Annotated in this window: 13 protein-coding genes; 7 read left to right on the top strand and 6 right to left on the bottom strand. The window is 67.0% G+C overall.

Features of this window, described 5'->3' with window-relative positions; translation table 11 throughout:
- Positions 1 to 3: 3 nt before the first annotated feature.
- The 7 genes from brxL (at position 4) to HCR12_RS10155 (ending at position 10,957) form a co-directional block, all read left to right on the top strand.
- Positions 4 to 2,190 (top strand): BREX system Lon protease-like protein BrxL, encoded by a 2,187-nt coding sequence (gene brxL / locus HCR12_RS10185; RefSeq protein WP_166866037.1) that lies wholly within the window; start codon positions 4 to 6, stop codon positions 2,188 to 2,190.
- Between the two features lie 293 nt (positions 2,191 to 2,483).
- On the top strand, positions 2,484 to 3,965 hold the full coding sequence (locus HCR12_RS10180; protein WP_166866036.1) for a DUF3375 domain-containing protein: 1,482 nt from the start codon (positions 2,484 to 2,486) through the stop codon (positions 3,963 to 3,965).
- A complete protein-coding gene (locus tag HCR12_RS10175) occupies positions 3,958 to 4,593 on the top strand; it encodes a DUF4194 domain-containing protein (RefSeq protein ID WP_166866034.1) in 636 nt (211 codons plus the stop codon). Before HCR12_RS10180 ends, HCR12_RS10175 begins: the two co-directional genes overlap by 8 nt.
- Complete coding sequence (locus HCR12_RS10170) at positions 4,590 to 7,895, top strand: ATP-binding protein (RefSeq protein WP_166866032.1); 3,306 nt, start codon at positions 4,590 to 4,592, stop codon at positions 7,893 to 7,895. The genes HCR12_RS10175 and HCR12_RS10170 overlap by 4 nt, the downstream gene beginning before the upstream one ends.
- Positions 7,895 to 9,025, top strand: coding sequence for a Wadjet anti-phage system protein JetD domain-containing protein (locus HCR12_RS10165; protein WP_166866030.1), 1,131 nt, complete (start codon positions 7,895 to 7,897; stop codon positions 9,023 to 9,025). The genes HCR12_RS10170 and HCR12_RS10165 overlap by 1 nt, the downstream gene beginning before the upstream one ends.
- Before the next feature lie 36 nt (positions 9,026 to 9,061).
- Positions 9,062 to 9,439, top strand: coding sequence for a hypothetical protein (locus HCR12_RS10160; RefSeq protein ID WP_166866028.1), 378 nt, complete (start codon positions 9,062 to 9,064; stop codon positions 9,437 to 9,439).
- A 105-nt stretch (positions 9,440 to 9,544) separates the two neighbouring features.
- Positions 9,545 to 10,957 (top strand): hypothetical protein, encoded by a 1,413-nt coding sequence (locus tag HCR12_RS10155; RefSeq protein ID WP_166866025.1) that lies wholly within the window; start codon positions 9,545 to 9,547, stop codon positions 10,955 to 10,957.
- 73 nt (positions 10,958 to 11,030) lie between these two features.
- Here the strand turns inward: HCR12_RS10155 and HCR12_RS10150 are convergent, their stop codons facing one another.
- From HCR12_RS10150 to HCR12_RS10125, 6 genes are all read right to left on the bottom strand, one after another.
- A complete protein-coding gene (locus HCR12_RS10150; protein ID WP_224763414.1) occupies positions 11,031 to 11,357 on the bottom strand; it encodes a rhodanese-like domain-containing protein in 327 nt (108 codons plus the stop codon).
- Entirely contained in the window at positions 11,354 to 11,995 is a 642-nt protein-coding gene (locus HCR12_RS10145; RefSeq protein WP_166866023.1) for an MBL fold metallo-hydrolase, read from the bottom strand. Before HCR12_RS10145 ends, HCR12_RS10150 begins: the two co-directional genes overlap by 4 nt.
- 61 nt (positions 11,996 to 12,056) lie before the next feature.
- Positions 12,057 to 12,638, bottom strand: coding sequence for a PadR family transcriptional regulator (locus HCR12_RS10140; RefSeq protein ID WP_166866021.1), 582 nt, complete (start codon positions 12,636 to 12,638; stop codon positions 12,057 to 12,059).
- A gap of 78 nt (positions 12,639 to 12,716) precedes the next feature.
- A complete protein-coding gene (gene ligM, locus HCR12_RS10135; protein ID WP_166866019.1) occupies positions 12,717 to 14,141 on the bottom strand; it encodes a vanillate/3-O-methylgallate O-demethylase in 1,425 nt (474 codons plus the stop codon).
- A 20-nt stretch (positions 14,142 to 14,161) separates the two neighbouring features.
- Positions 14,162 to 15,058, bottom strand: coding sequence for a formyltetrahydrofolate deformylase (purU, locus tag HCR12_RS10130; RefSeq protein WP_224763413.1), 897 nt, complete (start codon positions 15,056 to 15,058; stop codon positions 14,162 to 14,164).
- Entirely contained in the window at positions 15,055 to 15,921 is an 867-nt protein-coding gene (locus tag HCR12_RS10125; protein ID WP_166866017.1) for a methylenetetrahydrofolate reductase, read from the bottom strand. Before HCR12_RS10125 ends, purU begins: the two co-directional genes overlap by 4 nt.
- Between the last annotated feature and the right edge of the window lie 261 nt (positions 15,922 to 16,182).

The raw sequence follows: 16,182 nt of genomic DNA, 5'->3' as shown, positions 1-16,182 counted from the left end.
GTAATGACGAACCTCGAAGACGCACTCGGAGGGATCGACGTCCTCGCTGCTGAGGCAACCGCCACCGCCCCGGCCAAGTCCGCGCTCGACAACAAGATCAACGAACACTTCGCTGGCGCAGTCGTGCGCAAGGACCTCGTAAAGGCAGTCCGCGGAAACGCGGTCGTGCCCTCGTACGTGTTGGAATACCTGCTCGGTCAGTACGCCGCGTCGGACGACGAGGCGACCATCCAGGCAGGGATCGACAGCGTGCGCAAGATCCTCGCAACCCACTACGTCAACCGGAACGAGCACATGCTCGTGAAGTCGGAGATCCGGCGCAAGGGCCGCCACCGCGTGATCGACAAGGTCACCGTCACGCTCAACGAGAAGAACGACGTCCACGAGGCAGAGTTCGAGAACCTTCAGATCAAGGGCGTCATCATCGACGACGTCACCGTCAAACAGAACCCCAAGCTCCTCGTCGGCGGCGTCTGGTGCATCTGCGACATCGAGTACTTCCACACTGACGACCAGCGTGTCGTGCCATGGATTCTCGGCAGCCTCAAACCCATCCAGGTCTCAGGGGTCGACGTCGACCGCTACCACGAGGTGCGCAAAGAATTCACGACAGCCGAGTGGATCGACCTGCTCATGCAGTCGATCGGTCTCAACCCGGAGCAGTTCAACGATCGTGGCAAGCTCATCGCCCTGACCCGCCTCGTTCCCTTCGTCGAGCGAAACTACAACATGGTCGAACTCGGCCCGAAGGGCACCGGCAAATCGCACACGTTCAGCGAGTTCTCGCCGAACGGCATCCTCATCTCCGGCGGCGAGGTCAGCGTCGCCAAGCTCTTCGTCAACAACGCCAATGGTCGGATCGGCCTCGTCGGCTACTGGGACTGTGTGGCGTTCGACGAGTTCGCCGCCAACCGGCGCGCCGACCAGAACCTTGTCAACGTGATGAAGAACTACCTCGCGAACAAATCCTTCTCGCGGGGCACCAGCATCTACGGGGCCGAGGCATCGATGGCGTTCATCGGCAACACGACCCACACCGTGCCGTACATGCTCAAGAACTCTGACCTGTTCGACGAACTGCCCGACGCGTACCGCGACCCTGCGTGGCTCGACCGCATCCACCACTACATTCCGGGCTGGGAGGTCGCGCCGATCCGTTCGGAGATGTTCTCGATTGGGTTCGGATTCGTCGTCGACTATCTCGCCGAAATCCTGCGCGCGAAGCGCTCGGAGGACTTCTCCGACAAGTTCAAGGACTACTTCACGCTCGATACATCGATCTCGACGCGTGATCAGGACAGCATCCGCAAGACATTCTCCGGGTTGATGAAACTCGTTCACCCGACCGGCGACGCCACGGCGGATGAGATTCGGGCTCTGCTGGAGTTCGCGATCGAGGGCCGTAAACGCGTCAAGGACTCGATCCTGCGAATCGACTCCACAATGCGCGACACCGTAGTGCGCTTTCGCTATTCAAATCGAGCCGGTGAGTGGTTCGACGTCACCACGCTCGAAGAGAGCCAGTACCCACAGCTGTATCAGCGTTATTGGGGCGACGCGTCCGGGAGTGGCAACGGTGTGCACGGGACCGCCGACACGGACCTCCCTGCGGACGGGCTCGCTACGTCGTCATCCGGCGCTCCGCTGATCTCGGTAGACGCGACCGCTGGGCCGTCACCCTTGGCGGAGAAGTACCAAGACTTCACGGCCGGCCAGCGGGGCGTTTCGTACGAGACGCTCCTGCTGCCGTACCTGCGCGGTGCAACCAGGATCACGATCACGGACCCCTACATCCGAACGCCGCACCAAGGTCGCAATCTTGCAGACCTCCTTAGCCTCCTCGCTGCTGCCAAGGATGATGCTGACGAAATCGACGTAGAGCTCGTCACCACGGAGGAGCCCAACGTTGAGCACACGAAGCGCCAGTTGCTGATGCTCAAGTCGATCAAAGATGCGTCCGATGCGGTGGGAGTACGGCTCGGAGTGCGGCTCGATGACACGATCCACGATCGCCGCATCGAGACCAATCATGGCTGGCGCATCGACCTCGGCAAGGGGCTCGACATCTGGCAGCGGCCGAGTGACAACCCATTTGATTTCGGCCGGAGTCACCAGAAGTTTCGTCTCATTGCGTCGGCGTTCAGCGTCCACTACGTGAAGATTCCGGGCGAAAGCGCAGCCGAGAGCTGAACTGACGAGTCTGCGAACCTTGCCGGAGCCCTTGATCACCAGAGGCCCGACGCGCAGAGGCAGCACGACGCGGAGCGGAACAGTCGTTGGCGATTTGTCGCACGATCGACAGCTCTGGCAGCTCGTGCCCGATGCGCACCCGACGCTGCGATTTCCGTTGAGTATGTGCGGCACGCCAGACGCAGTACAGGTTGATCGAATCCTCGCAGGACTCGTGTCGTATGGTGCGCTCATCGACGTCCGCCGCGCGCAAGTGAGCCATTGTCGTACCCCACCGCTACCCTGAGCGGACCATGTCCACGCTGACGCGCGCACTTCGCCTGAAGCAGGCGATCGCGTCAGATGCTGCCTGGGACCTGCTGCGCAAAGACCGGGATCACGTACCGGTCGTTGCGGCGGTTCTCGCCGAGCATCTCGACGGCGAGGCACGACAGGTCGACACCTTTGAGCTGTATGAGAAAGTCGACGCCGATCTCGACGAGCTTCGCGCCCACGGATTCGACCTGCAGCTATCGGCCAAGGGATATCTCACCGATTGGGTGAAGGCTGGCTACCTGGTGCGTCGTGCGGTCGCCGCGACCCGAAGCGAGACGCTCGAGCTGTCATCCGAAGGCCTCGCCGCGATCCGCTTCCTCGAATCGCGTGACGCGCCCACCCAGACGATGACCGAATCCCGACTCGCGGCGCTGTCGAGGCAGCTGCGGCAAGTGGCGATCGACACCGATCCCGCCACCGAACGCCGGCTCGCGCGGTTGCAGGAAGAGCGTGACCGGATCGACGCCGCGATGGAGGCGATTCGCTCCGGAAACGACGAGACCATGTCGGATGCCCGCGCGCTCGAACGCATCCGTGACGTCATCGCGCAAGCGGCGAACCTTCCCGACGACTTCGCTCGCGTGATGGCCGAGTTCGAGCAGCTCAACCAGACGCTGCGCGCCAAGATCATCGAATCCGACGAATCGCAGCGTGCCGTGCTCGAAGACATCTTCCGGGGCGTCGACATCATCGGGCAGAGCCCCGCCGGCCAGAGCTTCAGCGGCTTCAGCAACCTCGTGCTCGACCCCGTGCTGGGTGCCGAGTTCGACGAAGACGTGCGCGACATCCTCGATCGCGATGCGGCCGCATCCCTCACCCTCGCCGAGCGGCGTCTGTTGCGGCAGCTGCTCGCGACGCTCAAAGATCGCAGCGCCGAGATCCACGGCGTCGTCACGTCGTTCGCGCAAGGTCTGCGGCGCTACGTGGTGTCGCAGGACTACCAGAAGGATCGCGTGCTGCGCGGAGTGCTGCTCGAGGCGCTGCGGCGCGGCCGGGAGCTCGTCAACATCATCCCGCCCACCCGCCACATCGGCGTCGACATCGACCTCAGCGCGGTGCGCATGATCAGCCTGGGTGCGATCCGACTGCACAACCCCGCCGACTTCGACACCTCGCACACGGCTGTCGAAACCCACCAAGCTGATCCGGTGAGCCTCGCAGAACTCAAAGCGATCGCCCGGAAGACCGAGATCGACTTCGACGAACTCAGCGACCACATCAACGCGGTACTCGCCGAGCACGGGGCAGAGGGCGAGCCCGGATCCGTGACCGTCGGGCAGGTGCTCGAGCGATTCCCCGCATCGCAGGGAGTCGCGAGTGTTGTGGGCTTGCTGTCGCTCGCCGCAGACTACGGCACGGCCAGCGACGGCGACGAGACCATCGGTTGGACGAGCCTCGACGGCGACGATCGCCACGCACGGATACCCGTTCACCGATTCGTAGGGAAGATCGATGGCTGACGACGACCTCACCGCCCCGCTGTGGACGGGCGATACCGGCACACTGCCGGCGCGGTCGCGGCGCACCCTCCTCGAACTCGTGAAAGGCCCCTACCTCTCTCGCACCGCATCGCAGCAGAACTGGGAGACGCTTCTCGCCGACGAGAGCAGCATCCGCTCACGACTCAACGACCTGTTCCTCGAGCTCGTCGTCGACCGCGAATCCGAGTTCGCCTTCGTGCGCAACGCCAGCTCCGACGAACACGACATCCCTAAAGCCGCACGCACGGCCTCGCTCACCTTCGAAGACACCCTCATGCTGCTCGAGCTGCGGCGCGCGATGCTCGCCAGCCAAGAGGCGCGGCCGTACGTCGACAAGGCTGATGTCTTCGCCCAGATGCAGGCCTACCGCCCCGCGAACAAAGACGAGATCAGCTTCACGCGCAACCTCAACGCGTCGTGGGGACGCATGCAGAACACGTTGCGGGTGACCCATTCGGTGGGACAAGGCGATGAACGTGTCGAGATCTCGCCCGTTGTGCGGCTACTGATCGACGCTGACCAAGCTCGTGCCCTCCAGGCGGCGTTCGAACGGACAGCCCTCGTGGGCACCGTTGACGTCGACGACATCGAGAGGGACGAAGAATGACGCTTTTGTTCGACGCGGCGGTCGAAAGCCCGCGTGACGACCATGCCGGCCAGTGGCGGCTCGCGCGCGTCGAGCTGGTGAACTGGGGCACATTCCACGGGCATCACGCAATCGATGTCGCGCGCAAGGGGCACCTCTTCACGGGGGCCTCCGGCTCGGGCAAGTCGTCACTTCTCGACGCGATCGCCGCCGTGCTCACCCCCGGTCGCATCCGCTTCAATGCTGCCGCGCAAGACACCGCCGAGCGGCACAGCGACCGCGATTTCGTGAGCTACGTGCGCGGCGCGTGGAGCCGCGAAGTCTCGGAGTACGAGAATCGCGCCGTCGCGGCATACCTGCGCGGTGGTGGGCCCACCTGGTCGGGCATCCTGCTGCGCTACGAGAACCTGGTCGACGCGCCCGTCACCCTGGTGCGCCTCTTCCACATGAAGGGTGCACTCAACGATCGATCCGAACTCGCTGATGCGTGCGTGATCGTGCGCACCCCGGCGAGCCTGCGCGACTTCGCACCCTATGTGCAGGGCGGGCTCGACGTGCGCCGACTCAAGGCGGAAGTCGGCCCCGTTCTCGTCACCTCGGGTGGCACCAACGGTCAGTACTTCGCCCGCATCCGCACCTTGCTCGACATCCAGAACGAGAACGCTCTCGTACTTCTGCACAAGACTCAGTCGGCCAAGAACCTCGGCAGCCTTGACGACCTGTTCCGCAACTTCATGCTCGAGCGGCCGAAGACCTTCACCCTTGCCGATAACGCCGTCACACAATTCACCGAACTGCGCGACGCCTATGAGCACGTCGTCGATCTCCGCAAGCAGTCCGACGCGCTCGCCCGCCTGCATGAAATCGCGACCGTGTACGAGACTGCGGATGCTGAAGCACGATCGGCGCGCGAGCTCACCCAGGCGGTGCCCAGTTACGTCGCGGCGGCACGAGTGCGACTCGCGACGGAGGCACTCGAATCCACACGGGCCGAGGTGGTGCGTCTTGCCGGCGCAACGGCTCGAGCGGCCGGCTTGCGCACCGAGGCAGAGGGTGTCCACGAGGCCGCGCAGGCCCGGCTGAACCAGTCGGGTGGAATCCAGGTGACACAACTCACGAAGCGCGTCGATGAGGCAGAGCAGGCGCGCCACCGTGTCGTCGCCGCGCGCGAGAGCCTCGCCACGCAGCTCGCCAGCATCGGAATCGCGATGCCGCAGAACGCGGCCGAATTCGATGAGCTTGTTGCGGTGGCGGTGCGGGAGAGCACATCGGCAGTGCCCGCGCCGGTCAGCGCCGATGTCTACGACTCCCACAAGACCGCGCGGGACAGCGTGCGACACCTCGAGAGCGAGCTTCGCGAGCTGCGCCAGCGCCGCAGCAACATCGAGGGGAAGCTGCTTCGGGCGCGTGCTGCCCTCGTGGAGGCGACTGGCCTGAGCGAGGGGGAGCTGCCGTTCGCCGGCGAGCTGATCGACGTGCGCCCCGATTGGGCCGAATGGACCGGCGCGATCGAACGGGTGCTCGGCTCGCTCGCGACCACGATCCTTGTGCGCGACGGCAACGCGGCCGTCGTGCGCCGCGAGATCAACGGCCGCCACTGGGGTGCCCGGATCGTGGTCGACGTCGTTCCCGCCCGATCCGATCCGCCGACCTCAGCCGGTGAACGCTCGCTGGTGCGCCGCGTCAGCGTCGTCCCCGGGGCATTCACCGACCACCTCAACAGCAGGCTGAGTCGCGAGTTCGACTACGCGTGCGTCGATCATCCTGATCAACTCGACGACGTCGACAAGGGCGTCACCGTCGAGGGCCTCGTGAAGCGCAGTCGGCGCGGCTTCGAGAAGGACGACAGGCACGGGGTCGGCGACCGCAACCACTGGGTGCTCGGGTCGAGCAACGAGCCGAAGATCCAGCTGCTCGAACGGCAGCTGGTGGTGGCACAAGCCGAGCTCGAGGCCATCGCGGCGCAGCTCGACCTGGCCGACGGTGAGCGTGTTCGCGCGGTCCAACGCCACACGACCCTCGCCAACCTCACCTCGACCGATCCGAACACCTACAACCTCGACGAGGCCAATCGGCGCGTCGATGCGCTGCAGCGCGAGCTCGAGACTCTCACGGCGTCGAGCGGTCTCGAACAGGCGACAGCTGCTGAGCGCGAGGCGCGCCAGGCGCTCACCGCGGCGCGCCAAGCAGCCGACGCCGCGCACGCGCACGAACTCAAGGCCGAAGCGGATGTCGAGCACTACGAGGCGCTCCTGCGGGACGCCGCGCGCACCCCGTTCGCTGAGCTCGCGGACACGTTGACGCAGGCGCTCGGTGTACGCTTCCGCACGGCTGCCCGCAAGCTCACGCTCGAAAACCTTGACCGTGTGCAGAGCGAAGTGAAAGACGCCCTCAACGATCTCGAACGACGCGCGGCCGGCAATCGCGCGCAGGCGGCGAACCGGTTCACCGAAGCGGCGACCGACTTCCGTCGCTCCTGGCCGGCCGTGGTGCCCGACCTGACGGCATCGGTGGATGATCGTGACGGATATCGGGTTCGACTGGGCGAGATCCGCGAGCGCGGGCTCCCCGAGTTCGAAGCGAACTTCCTCACGCTGCTGCGCGACCGCTCGCGCGAGACCGTGATCCACCTGCGTGACGAGATCCTGGGGGCACCCCGTCGCGTGCAGGACCGCGTAGACCCGGTGAACGACTCCCTCGGACGCTCGCCGTTCGATCGAGGGCGCTACCTCGCCATCATCGTCAAAGAGCAGCGCGGAGGCGAGGTGGCCGACTTCCTGACGGATCTGAGGGCCATCGTCGACGGCAACTGGGATACCGACGACATGGCAGGCGCCGAGCGACGGTTCGCTGTGCTCGCGAACCTCATGCGCAAGCTCGGCTCGAGCGAGAACGCCGATCAACGCTGGCGGCAGCGGGTGCTCGACACGCGTGAGCACGTCACCTTCCAGGCGCAGGAGCGAGACGCCGGCGGCACCGTGCAGAACGTGCACGATTCGGGAGCTGGGCTCTCGGGCGGTCAGAGGCAGAAGCTCGTGATCTTCTGCCTCGCGGCAGCACTGCGCTACCAACTCGCCGACCCTGACGAGTTCGAGCCTCGTTACGGGACGATCGTGCTCGACGAGGCCTTCGACAAAGCGGATGCCACGTACACGCGCATCGCGATGGACGTGTTCGTGGAGTTCGGCTTCCACATGATCCTCGCCACGCCGCAGAAGCTGTTGCAGACGCTCGAGCCATACATCGGCGCGATCACCAACGTGTCCAACCTTGACCGCAAGCAGTCCCAGCTGCAGGCCGTCGACTGGGAGCGGGTGAGCTGATGCCCGTCACTCCGGACGACGTGGTCGCCCGCGCTCGCAAGCGGGTGGATGCGGATCTGCGGGACTGGGTACTTGGATCCGTCGAGACCGCGTCGCTTGATCTGCCCCTTCACCCGCCCGCTGAACGTGACGTGATGGCAGACCTCGGCGCGGCCACGCGGTGGGTCGAGTCGTGGAGGGCCGCCGAGGCCAGGCTGCCGATCCACCTCGACTGGGTGACGAAGACATGGTCGCGAGTGGGAAATCAGAGCGTGCCTGCGCGAGCGCGGGTCACCGGAGTGGACGCCTTCATCGACCTGTGTGGCGAGCGCAAGCGCTGGGATCGTTGGGTCTTGCGAACGACGGCGCTGCGGGCCGCGCTCGGCGCTCGGATCGATGCCGCCCTTCGCACGCACATCCGCACACTCGGGGAAATCGATGAGACGGACTTCGCCCGGTTTTTCGAGGCGGTGCGCTGGCTGAGTCAGCATCCCGACTCGGGGTGTCGCATCCGGGAGCTGCCGATCCGCGGCATCGACACCAAGTGGCTCGAACGGCATCGGGCCCCGGTTGAAGCACTCACGAGGGCCGTCACGCAACGGGGCACTCTCGGGCTGAATGAACGCGTCGACGTGGGCCGCATCCGGCTGCTCGACCCCACTATGTCGGTCGGCGGCCTCGTCGACGTCAGCGCGCCGATCGGCGATCTCGCGACGCTCGCACTGACCCCCGAGGCGGTGCTCATCGTCGAGAACCTGCAGACGTTCCTCTCACTCCCGGCAATGCCGGGTGTCATCGCGGTGGATGGTCGCGGCGATTCCGTCGGGTCGTTCGCGCGCGTGCCGTGGGTTCGTCAATCACGAGTCCTTTACTGGGGCGATCTTGATACGCACGGATTCCGAATCCTCAACCGGGCTCGTTCGTCTGGTCTCGAGGCGGAATCGGTGCTGATGGATGTGCGGACCCTCCACGGGCATCGGGATCTATGGGTCAGCGAACCGAAGCCTTTCGTAGGGGCGCTGGCACTCCTCTCGACTTCCGAAGAAGAGACCTTCGCTGAGCTGCGTGCCAACGGGTACCCCCGGCTGGAGCAGGAGCGGATCCCCTGGCGGTACGCGCTCGAGCATCTTCGGCTTCGGCTTGAGCGTTGACGTGCCTCGGTGTCGCGCATCCGGCATGCTTGGAGCATGACGGATCACATTTCCACCACGCCCGCCGCCGCCCCCGCACCTGAGGCGGTCCTCGCAGCCCCCACCAAGACCACCAACGGCTGGGGTATCGGCGGCCTCGTGCTCGGCATCGTGAGCATGCTGCTCGCCTTCATCCCGTTCTTCGGCTTCGTGGCGCTCGTGCCGGCGCCGTTCGGCATCATCAGCTCGATCGTCGGGCTCGTCGTGAAGAACAAGAAGCGCGGACTCGCCATCACGGGCCTCATCCTGTCGATCCTCGCGATCATCATCGGCCTCGTGATGAGCCTCGGCCTCATGATCGCCCTCAGCGGCGGCGGCATCGACGGCTTCTTCGAGGTCGGCCCGGCGAGCACCATCGAGGTCTCGGAGAGCTGAGTCTCGCGGTGGTTCTCCCCATCTGTGCGCGCATTGCGCAACATGGGGAGAACTGCCGATGTGCAAAGCTCCCCAGCGTCGCCGCGACAGGGCAGGATGGAGCGCATGTCCGACTCACAGCTGCCGGGGGCCGACTCGGTTCCTCCCGTGCCTCCCGCATCCGATCCCGTGAGTCCGCTTTCGGACGACGCCCCGGAGACCTCCGTCGGCGCCGCGGAGGCTGCTGCGCCGACTGACGCGCCGGAAGCCGCGGAAGCCGCGGAAGCCGCGGTCGATGCGGCACCTCCCGCGCCGGCACCGCCCGCGCCGGCACCTCCTGCACCGGCACCCCCGGCGCCACCCGCGCCGCTGATCGTGAACCCCTACGTGCAGTCGCCGATGGGCGCCGCGTCGGGCTCGCCGAACCCGTACGTGACGCCCACGCAGCTGCCGGTCAGCCAGGTGAGCAACCCCTTCTCGGCTCCCGCGACGCCGACGTTCGGCCAGCAGCCTCCGCCGCAGCCGCTGGGAGCTCCCGCCCCGCCGCCCGTGTACCCGCCCGCGCCCCAGCCGCAACCGCAGATGGCGGGCTCGCAGCCGGGGTTCGCGCAGCCCGCAGGTCCGCAGGTTCCTGTCGCCGGGCAGCCGGCGCTCTACCCGTACCCGGGGCCCGCTCCCGTCTACGGCGCGCCTCCGCCCGGTGCCCCCGGCTATGCGGGTTACATGCCCGGTGCGACGCCGCCTCCGTCGACCTTCAACGTGCTCGGCCTCGTCGCGCTCATCCTCGGTGGGCTCGGGCTTCTCATCGGCATCGTGCCGTTCGTCGGCCTGATCGGCACGATCATGGCGTTCGTGGGCCTCATCCTCGGCATCATCGGCTGGGTCGCGAAGAACAACAAGGCGAAGGGACTCGCCATCGCGGGAACCGTCGTCTCGGGCCTCGCCGTCATCGCCAGCATCGCCATCTCGGTGTGGGTCTACGCGATGATCTCGCAGCCCTACAGCTACGACGACGGATGGGAACCCGGCACCAGCGAGTCCGATCTCTGGCTCGCGCCCGAACCCGAGGCCGCGGCCGACGACGAGCTCGGCGGAACAGGCCCCGGCTCCTCGACCGAACCGATCGCGGTCGGCGAGCCGATCATCATCGCGGATGCCGATGAGCAGTACTGGGAGCTGACGGTCGGGCAGCCGACGCTCGACGCGACGGCTGATGTGGCCGCCGCGAGCGACTACAACAACACGCCGCCCGACGGCTACCAGTACGTCACGGTGCCGATCACCTACACGTATCTCGGCGAAGGGCTCGAGAGTGCCTGGCTCGACTTCTACCTGCACGTGAGCGGATCCGACGGAAACGCCTACCCCGACGCCTACATCTACGAGTACCCGGATCACGTGACCGACGCCGACGACCTGGCGACAGGCGAGACCGCGACCCTCGTCACCATGTTCCTCGTGAAGTCGGATGTGGTCGACGGCAGTCTCCTGAAGATCACCCACTGGCGCGCCGACACGATCTACGTCGCACTCAGCTGAGTCGGAGAACGATTGCGGGGCCGGCGCGCGATGAGCGAGCCGGCCCCGCAGCATGTCGGGAGTTCTGAGGGCGTCAGTACCGGGGCATCTCCGGATCCACCTCGTCGGCCCACGCGTCGATGCCGCCCGCGAGGTGGCGCACATCTGCAAACCCGACGTGCATCAGATAGCCGGCTCCTTGTGCCGAGCGGATGCCGTGGTGGCAGTACACGACGATCGGACGGTCGGGGTCGAGCGCGTCGGTGAGCTCGGGCAGACGCCCGAGCGGCAGCAGCATCGCGCCGGGGATGGCGGCGAGCTCCGCCTCCCACGTCTCCCTCACATCCACCAGCTGCACGTTGGGGTCGCGGTCGAGCAGCTCTGCGAGCTCGGCGGGCGCGATCTCCGCAGGGTCGGTCACAGGTCGATGCTCTCGCCGGGGGCGAGCACCTGGTACACGCCATCACCCTGCTCAGTGGCCCACTTGAGGCGCGCGTTGCCGAGCTCCTTGCCTGCCACCGAGAGCGTCATGTCGTGCACCGGGAAGGCGCGCGCGGGGGCGACGCTCAGCACGTAGTCCATCGCCTCGCCGATCTTCAGCCACGGTGCGCCGACGGGCGCCGCGAGCAGCGGCACGGGCGCACCCGGGCCGTCGTACGAGTCGCCGCCGTAGTAGAGGGTCTCGTCGACGAACACCCCCACGTTGTCGACCCGCGGGATCGAGGAGTGGATCTCGTTGTGCACGCCGCCATGGAAGCTGAGCCGGAACGGGCCGACCTCGAGTTCGTCGCCGGGCGACACGACCTCGACGTGGATGTCGTCGCCGACCGCCACATCCGCGACGCCCTGCGGCCCGATGACGCGCACGTCGGGGTTCATCGCCACGATGTCGCGCACGCGGTCGGCCGAGAAGTGGTCGGCGTGCTCGTGCGTGATGACGACGGCCGTGATGCCGCCGTACTCGGGAAGCGACGCGAGGAAGCTCCCCGGATCGATGACGAGCTTCGCGGACTCCTTCGACACCACCAGGCAGGAATGCTCATACTTCGTGACGTTCATGATCCGAGCCTATGGGCGCACCAGGCGGGCGCGAGTACCTTGCGCGGCCGCCCGGATGATGTCATACGCCCAGCTGCTCGACGAGCGCGAGGCCGCGGTCGGCCCAGTCGATCTCGGTGCGGGCGCGGGCCACGAGCCCTTCGTAGGCGAAGAGCTTGAAGGCGATGGTGCGCTCGCGTTCGGGCTCGGGCGTCACGGCGAGGCGTCGCACCAGGATGGGGTTGGTGAGCGTCCGGATGCGGGTGAGTTCGTGCTCCCAGCGTTCGAGCTCGGAGCTCCACTGCGCACGATGGGTCTCGAGGAAGGCGCGCGCCGACTCCGGCGTGGTCGCCTCGAGGTAGGCGGCGCGCAGGTGCGCGGGGTCGCGGATGCGCTGGTAGTCGAGCGGCTCGGCCATCCAGTCGCGGAACGCCTGATCGCCCGCGTCGGTCACGTGGTAGAGGCGCCGACGACGCTTCTCGCCGCGCAGCTGGTCCTCGCCCGAGATGAGGCCCTCGGCCTCCATCTTGCGCAGCTCGGGGTAGATCTGGGAGTCGGGGGCATGCCAGACATGCCCCACCGATTCGTGGAAGACCTTCGCGAGGTCGTAGCCCGAGAGCGGGCCCACGCGCAGCAGGGCGAGCAGTGCGTACCGCAGCGCCATCGCAGGTCTCCTTCCCGGTTCAGGCTAGCGGTGCGGGTCCGGCGCGACGTGCGGGTGTCGTCGCGCCCGACCGGAGCTTCAGTCGGTGTAGCCGGTGCGCCATCCGCCGTGGTACTCGACGCGTGCGACGGTCGAGTACGGAACGGGGCTGACGACGGCGCGGATCTCGGTCTGCTCGTGCGGCTCGACGGCCGCCTTGCGGCTGCCGCCGTTCGGCTCGCCCCAGACGACGCGCAGCTCGGTGCCGTCGGGCACACCCGGGTCGACGGTCGCGAGCGAGAGCGCGCGGCGCTCGTTGGCGCTGTAGCCGGTGAACATGGAGAACCCGACGACGGTGCCGTCGGCGTCGACGATCGAGTCGTAGTTCGCCGATCCGTAGTTCGCCAGAGGCAGGTCGAAGAACTTGTAGCGCGGGCCCTCCGGCTGGAACATCGAGCCGAACAGGCGCGTCATGTCGTCGCCGTTCCACGCGAGCGTCACCTTGCGGCGCTGGGTCGCGGGGTCGACCTTCTCGAGCGCGTCGCGTCCGATGAAGTCGTGGTCGAACTTGATGAACGATCCGTAGCCGAGCTCCCACGGGGTGAGGTAGTAGTCCTCGATGTCGTCCGAGACGAAGGAGCCGGCGAGCGTGCCGGTGGCCTCGTAGCCGTCGGCGGGCAGCCATTCGCGGTAGGCGCGCTCGGCCTCGCCCGTGTAGATCGCGGGCAGCGGCGACGGGATCCATCCGGATTCGAGGGTGTTCGACGGGTAGGCGCGCGAGCCGACGGGTACGAGGCCGAACTCGGCTCCCGCCTCGACGATCGCGTCGCGGATGCGGTCGTGGTCGGCGTAGGGGCCCCAGATCTCGAGGCCGGGCGCGCCCGCCATGCCGTGGCGGAGGGTGCGCACGGTCGTGCCGTCGATCTGCATCGTGCCCATGTTGAAGAACTTGAGCTGCTCGACGGGGCCGCCGTTGAGCTTCTCGATCACGGCCCAGGCGGTGGGGCCCTGGATCTGGAAGCGGTAGTAGCGGCGCGAGACGGCGTGGCCGTAGGGGCGCGACGGCGAGCGGCGGTCGACCTCGATCTCGAGGTTCTTGTAGTCGCCCGTCTCGCCGTGGAACAGCAGCCAGTTGGCCGCGGGGGAGCGGCCGACGTACACGTACTCGTCCTCCGCCTCGCGGAACAGGATGCCGTCGCCGATGACGTGCCCGGATGCCGTGGTCGGCACGTACTGCTTGGCCTTGTCGACGGGGAACAGGGCGGTCGAGTTGATCGCGGTGTCGCTGATGAGGCGGATCGCGTCGGAGCCGCGCAGGAACAGGTTGTCCATGTGGTGCGACTGGTCGTACAGCACCGAGGCTTCGCGCCACGCGGTCTGCTCCTTGATCCAGTTCTGGAAGTCGCTCGGCACGACGGGGTAGATGTACGAGCCGATCTGCGAGTTGCGCAGCAGCTCGACGGGGCTGCCGGTGCGATCCAGCACCTGCTGCAGGTTCGCGGCCCGGGTGGTGGTGTCTGTCATGTGCGTACCTCTCTGTCGCGTCAGAAGACGATGGTGTGGGTGCCGTGCCGGATGACACGGTCGTCGGCGTGCCATTGCACGGCACGTGAGAGCACTTCGCGCTCGACGTAGGCTCCGCGCGCCTGCAGATCGGCGGCGGTCATCGCATGGGTCACCCGGGTGACGTCCTGTTCGATGATCGGCCCCTCGTCGAGGTCGCGGGTGACGTAGTGCGAGGTGGCTCCGATGAGCTTCACGCCCCGCTCTTTCGCCTTGCGGTAGGGGGCCGCGCCGATGAAGGCGGGCAGGAAGCTGTGGTGGATGTTGATGATCGGCACGCCGATCCGCTCGAGGAGGTCGTCGGAGAGGATCTGCATGTAGCGCGCGAGAACCACGAAGTCCACGTTGCCGGCGAGGAGCCTCAGGATCTCGGCTTCGGCGTCGCTCTTGTCGGCGCCGGTCGAGGGCACGTGGATGAACGGGATGCCGAACGAGCGCACGTCGTCGGCGCTCGTGGTGTGGTTCGAGATGACCATGGGGATGCTCACCGGCAGCTCGCCGCGGCGGTGTCGCCACAGCAGGTCGAGCAGGCAGTGGTCGGAGGTGGAAGCGAGGATCGCCATGCGCTTGGGGGTCGACTGGTCGGTGAGCATCGAGTCGAGGCCGAGGGGCGCGAGCGTCGCCTCGAGGTCGGCGCGGATCTCGGGGAGCGCTGCGGCGAGGCCGGGTCGGTGGAAGACGACGCGCTGGAAGAAGGCGCCGCCGTCGGCGTCATCCGAGTACTGGTCGAGCGAGACGATGTTGCCGCCGTGACGAGCGATGAGCGAGGTGACCGCGGCGACGATGCCCGAGCGGTCGGGCCCGTGCACGATGAGGCACGCGTGGTCGTGGCGCCGCGCGGTGGGGCTCAGCTCGGGGGCGGGCGCGACCGCCGTCACGGGGTGCCCTCGCGGTGCGCGCGCACCCACTCGGCTGTCGCGGGGAGGCCGCCGAACGTGTAGAAGTGCAGCTTCACCTCGCCCGTGTGGGGTGCGGCGGCGAGGCGCTCGCCGAGGTGGGCGACGAAGCGCTCGGGCCCCGCGGTGCCCATGAGGTTGGTGAGCGAGAAGCCGTACTTGCGCACGATGAGCGCGTTCGCGCCCACGCCGAAGCGGGTCGCGAAGGCGACGAGGCGCTTGATGCCGGCGGGGCCGGGGGTGCCGACGCGGATGGTCGACTCGATGCCCTGCGCGCGCACATCCTCGATCCACGCGAGCACGGGGTCGGTGTCGAAGGCGAACTGGGTGAGGATCACGGATCCGAGTCCCTGCTCGCGGAGCGCGGCGTGCTTGTCGGCGAGGGCGTCGCGCAGCATGTCGTTCGAGATGTCGGGGTGGCCTTCGGGGTAGCCGGCGATGCTCACCTCGCGCACGCCGTAGTCGCCGAGGATGCCCGTGCGGATGACGTCGAGCGAGGAGGCGTAGGGGCCTTCGGGGGTTGCGGGGTCGCCGCCGACGACGAACACGCGCTCGCTGGCGCCGATGTCCTGGAGGCGGCCGAGGAACTCCTCGAGCTGCGTCTGCGATGCGAGGCGCCGAGCCGAGATGTGGGGGACGGGGAGGAAGCCGTGGTCGAGAACGGCCTGCGCCGCGGCGAGACGCATGTCGAGATCCTCGTGGCCGAGGAAGGTCACGTTGACGCGGGTGCCCACGGGCAGAAGCGGTGCAGCTTCGGCGAGACCGGCGACATCCTTGCCCGTCATCTCGAGCGAGAAGTCGTCGAGCAGTGCGGCGGCGGGGGCGCTGGCGGCGTTCTCCGTCATGGAACGCGTTCCTCTCGTGGTGGTGCCGCACGGCGATGTGCGACGGCACGAACAATACCTATGCGCATAGGGAATGTCCATAGGGATCAATTCATTCGAATGAATTATTCACGATTTGCGTGACGCTCGTCATGAAACTCTTGACAATCGATCGAGGAGTGCTCGACCATGACGGTGTCCACACATCGACGTGTCGACCGTGGATCGGGTGCACCCCGTGCCACGGACCTCGCCGCGTCACCGACAGGCTGACCCCACCAT

It is taken from the genome of Salinibacterium sp. ZJ70, from assembly GCF_011751865.2.
Lineage (GTDB): Bacteria > Actinomycetota > Actinomycetes > Actinomycetales > Microbacteriaceae > Homoserinibacter.
The sequence above is the reverse complement of the archived record's forward strand: the minus strand, read 5'-3'. Positions and strand labels throughout refer to the sequence as shown.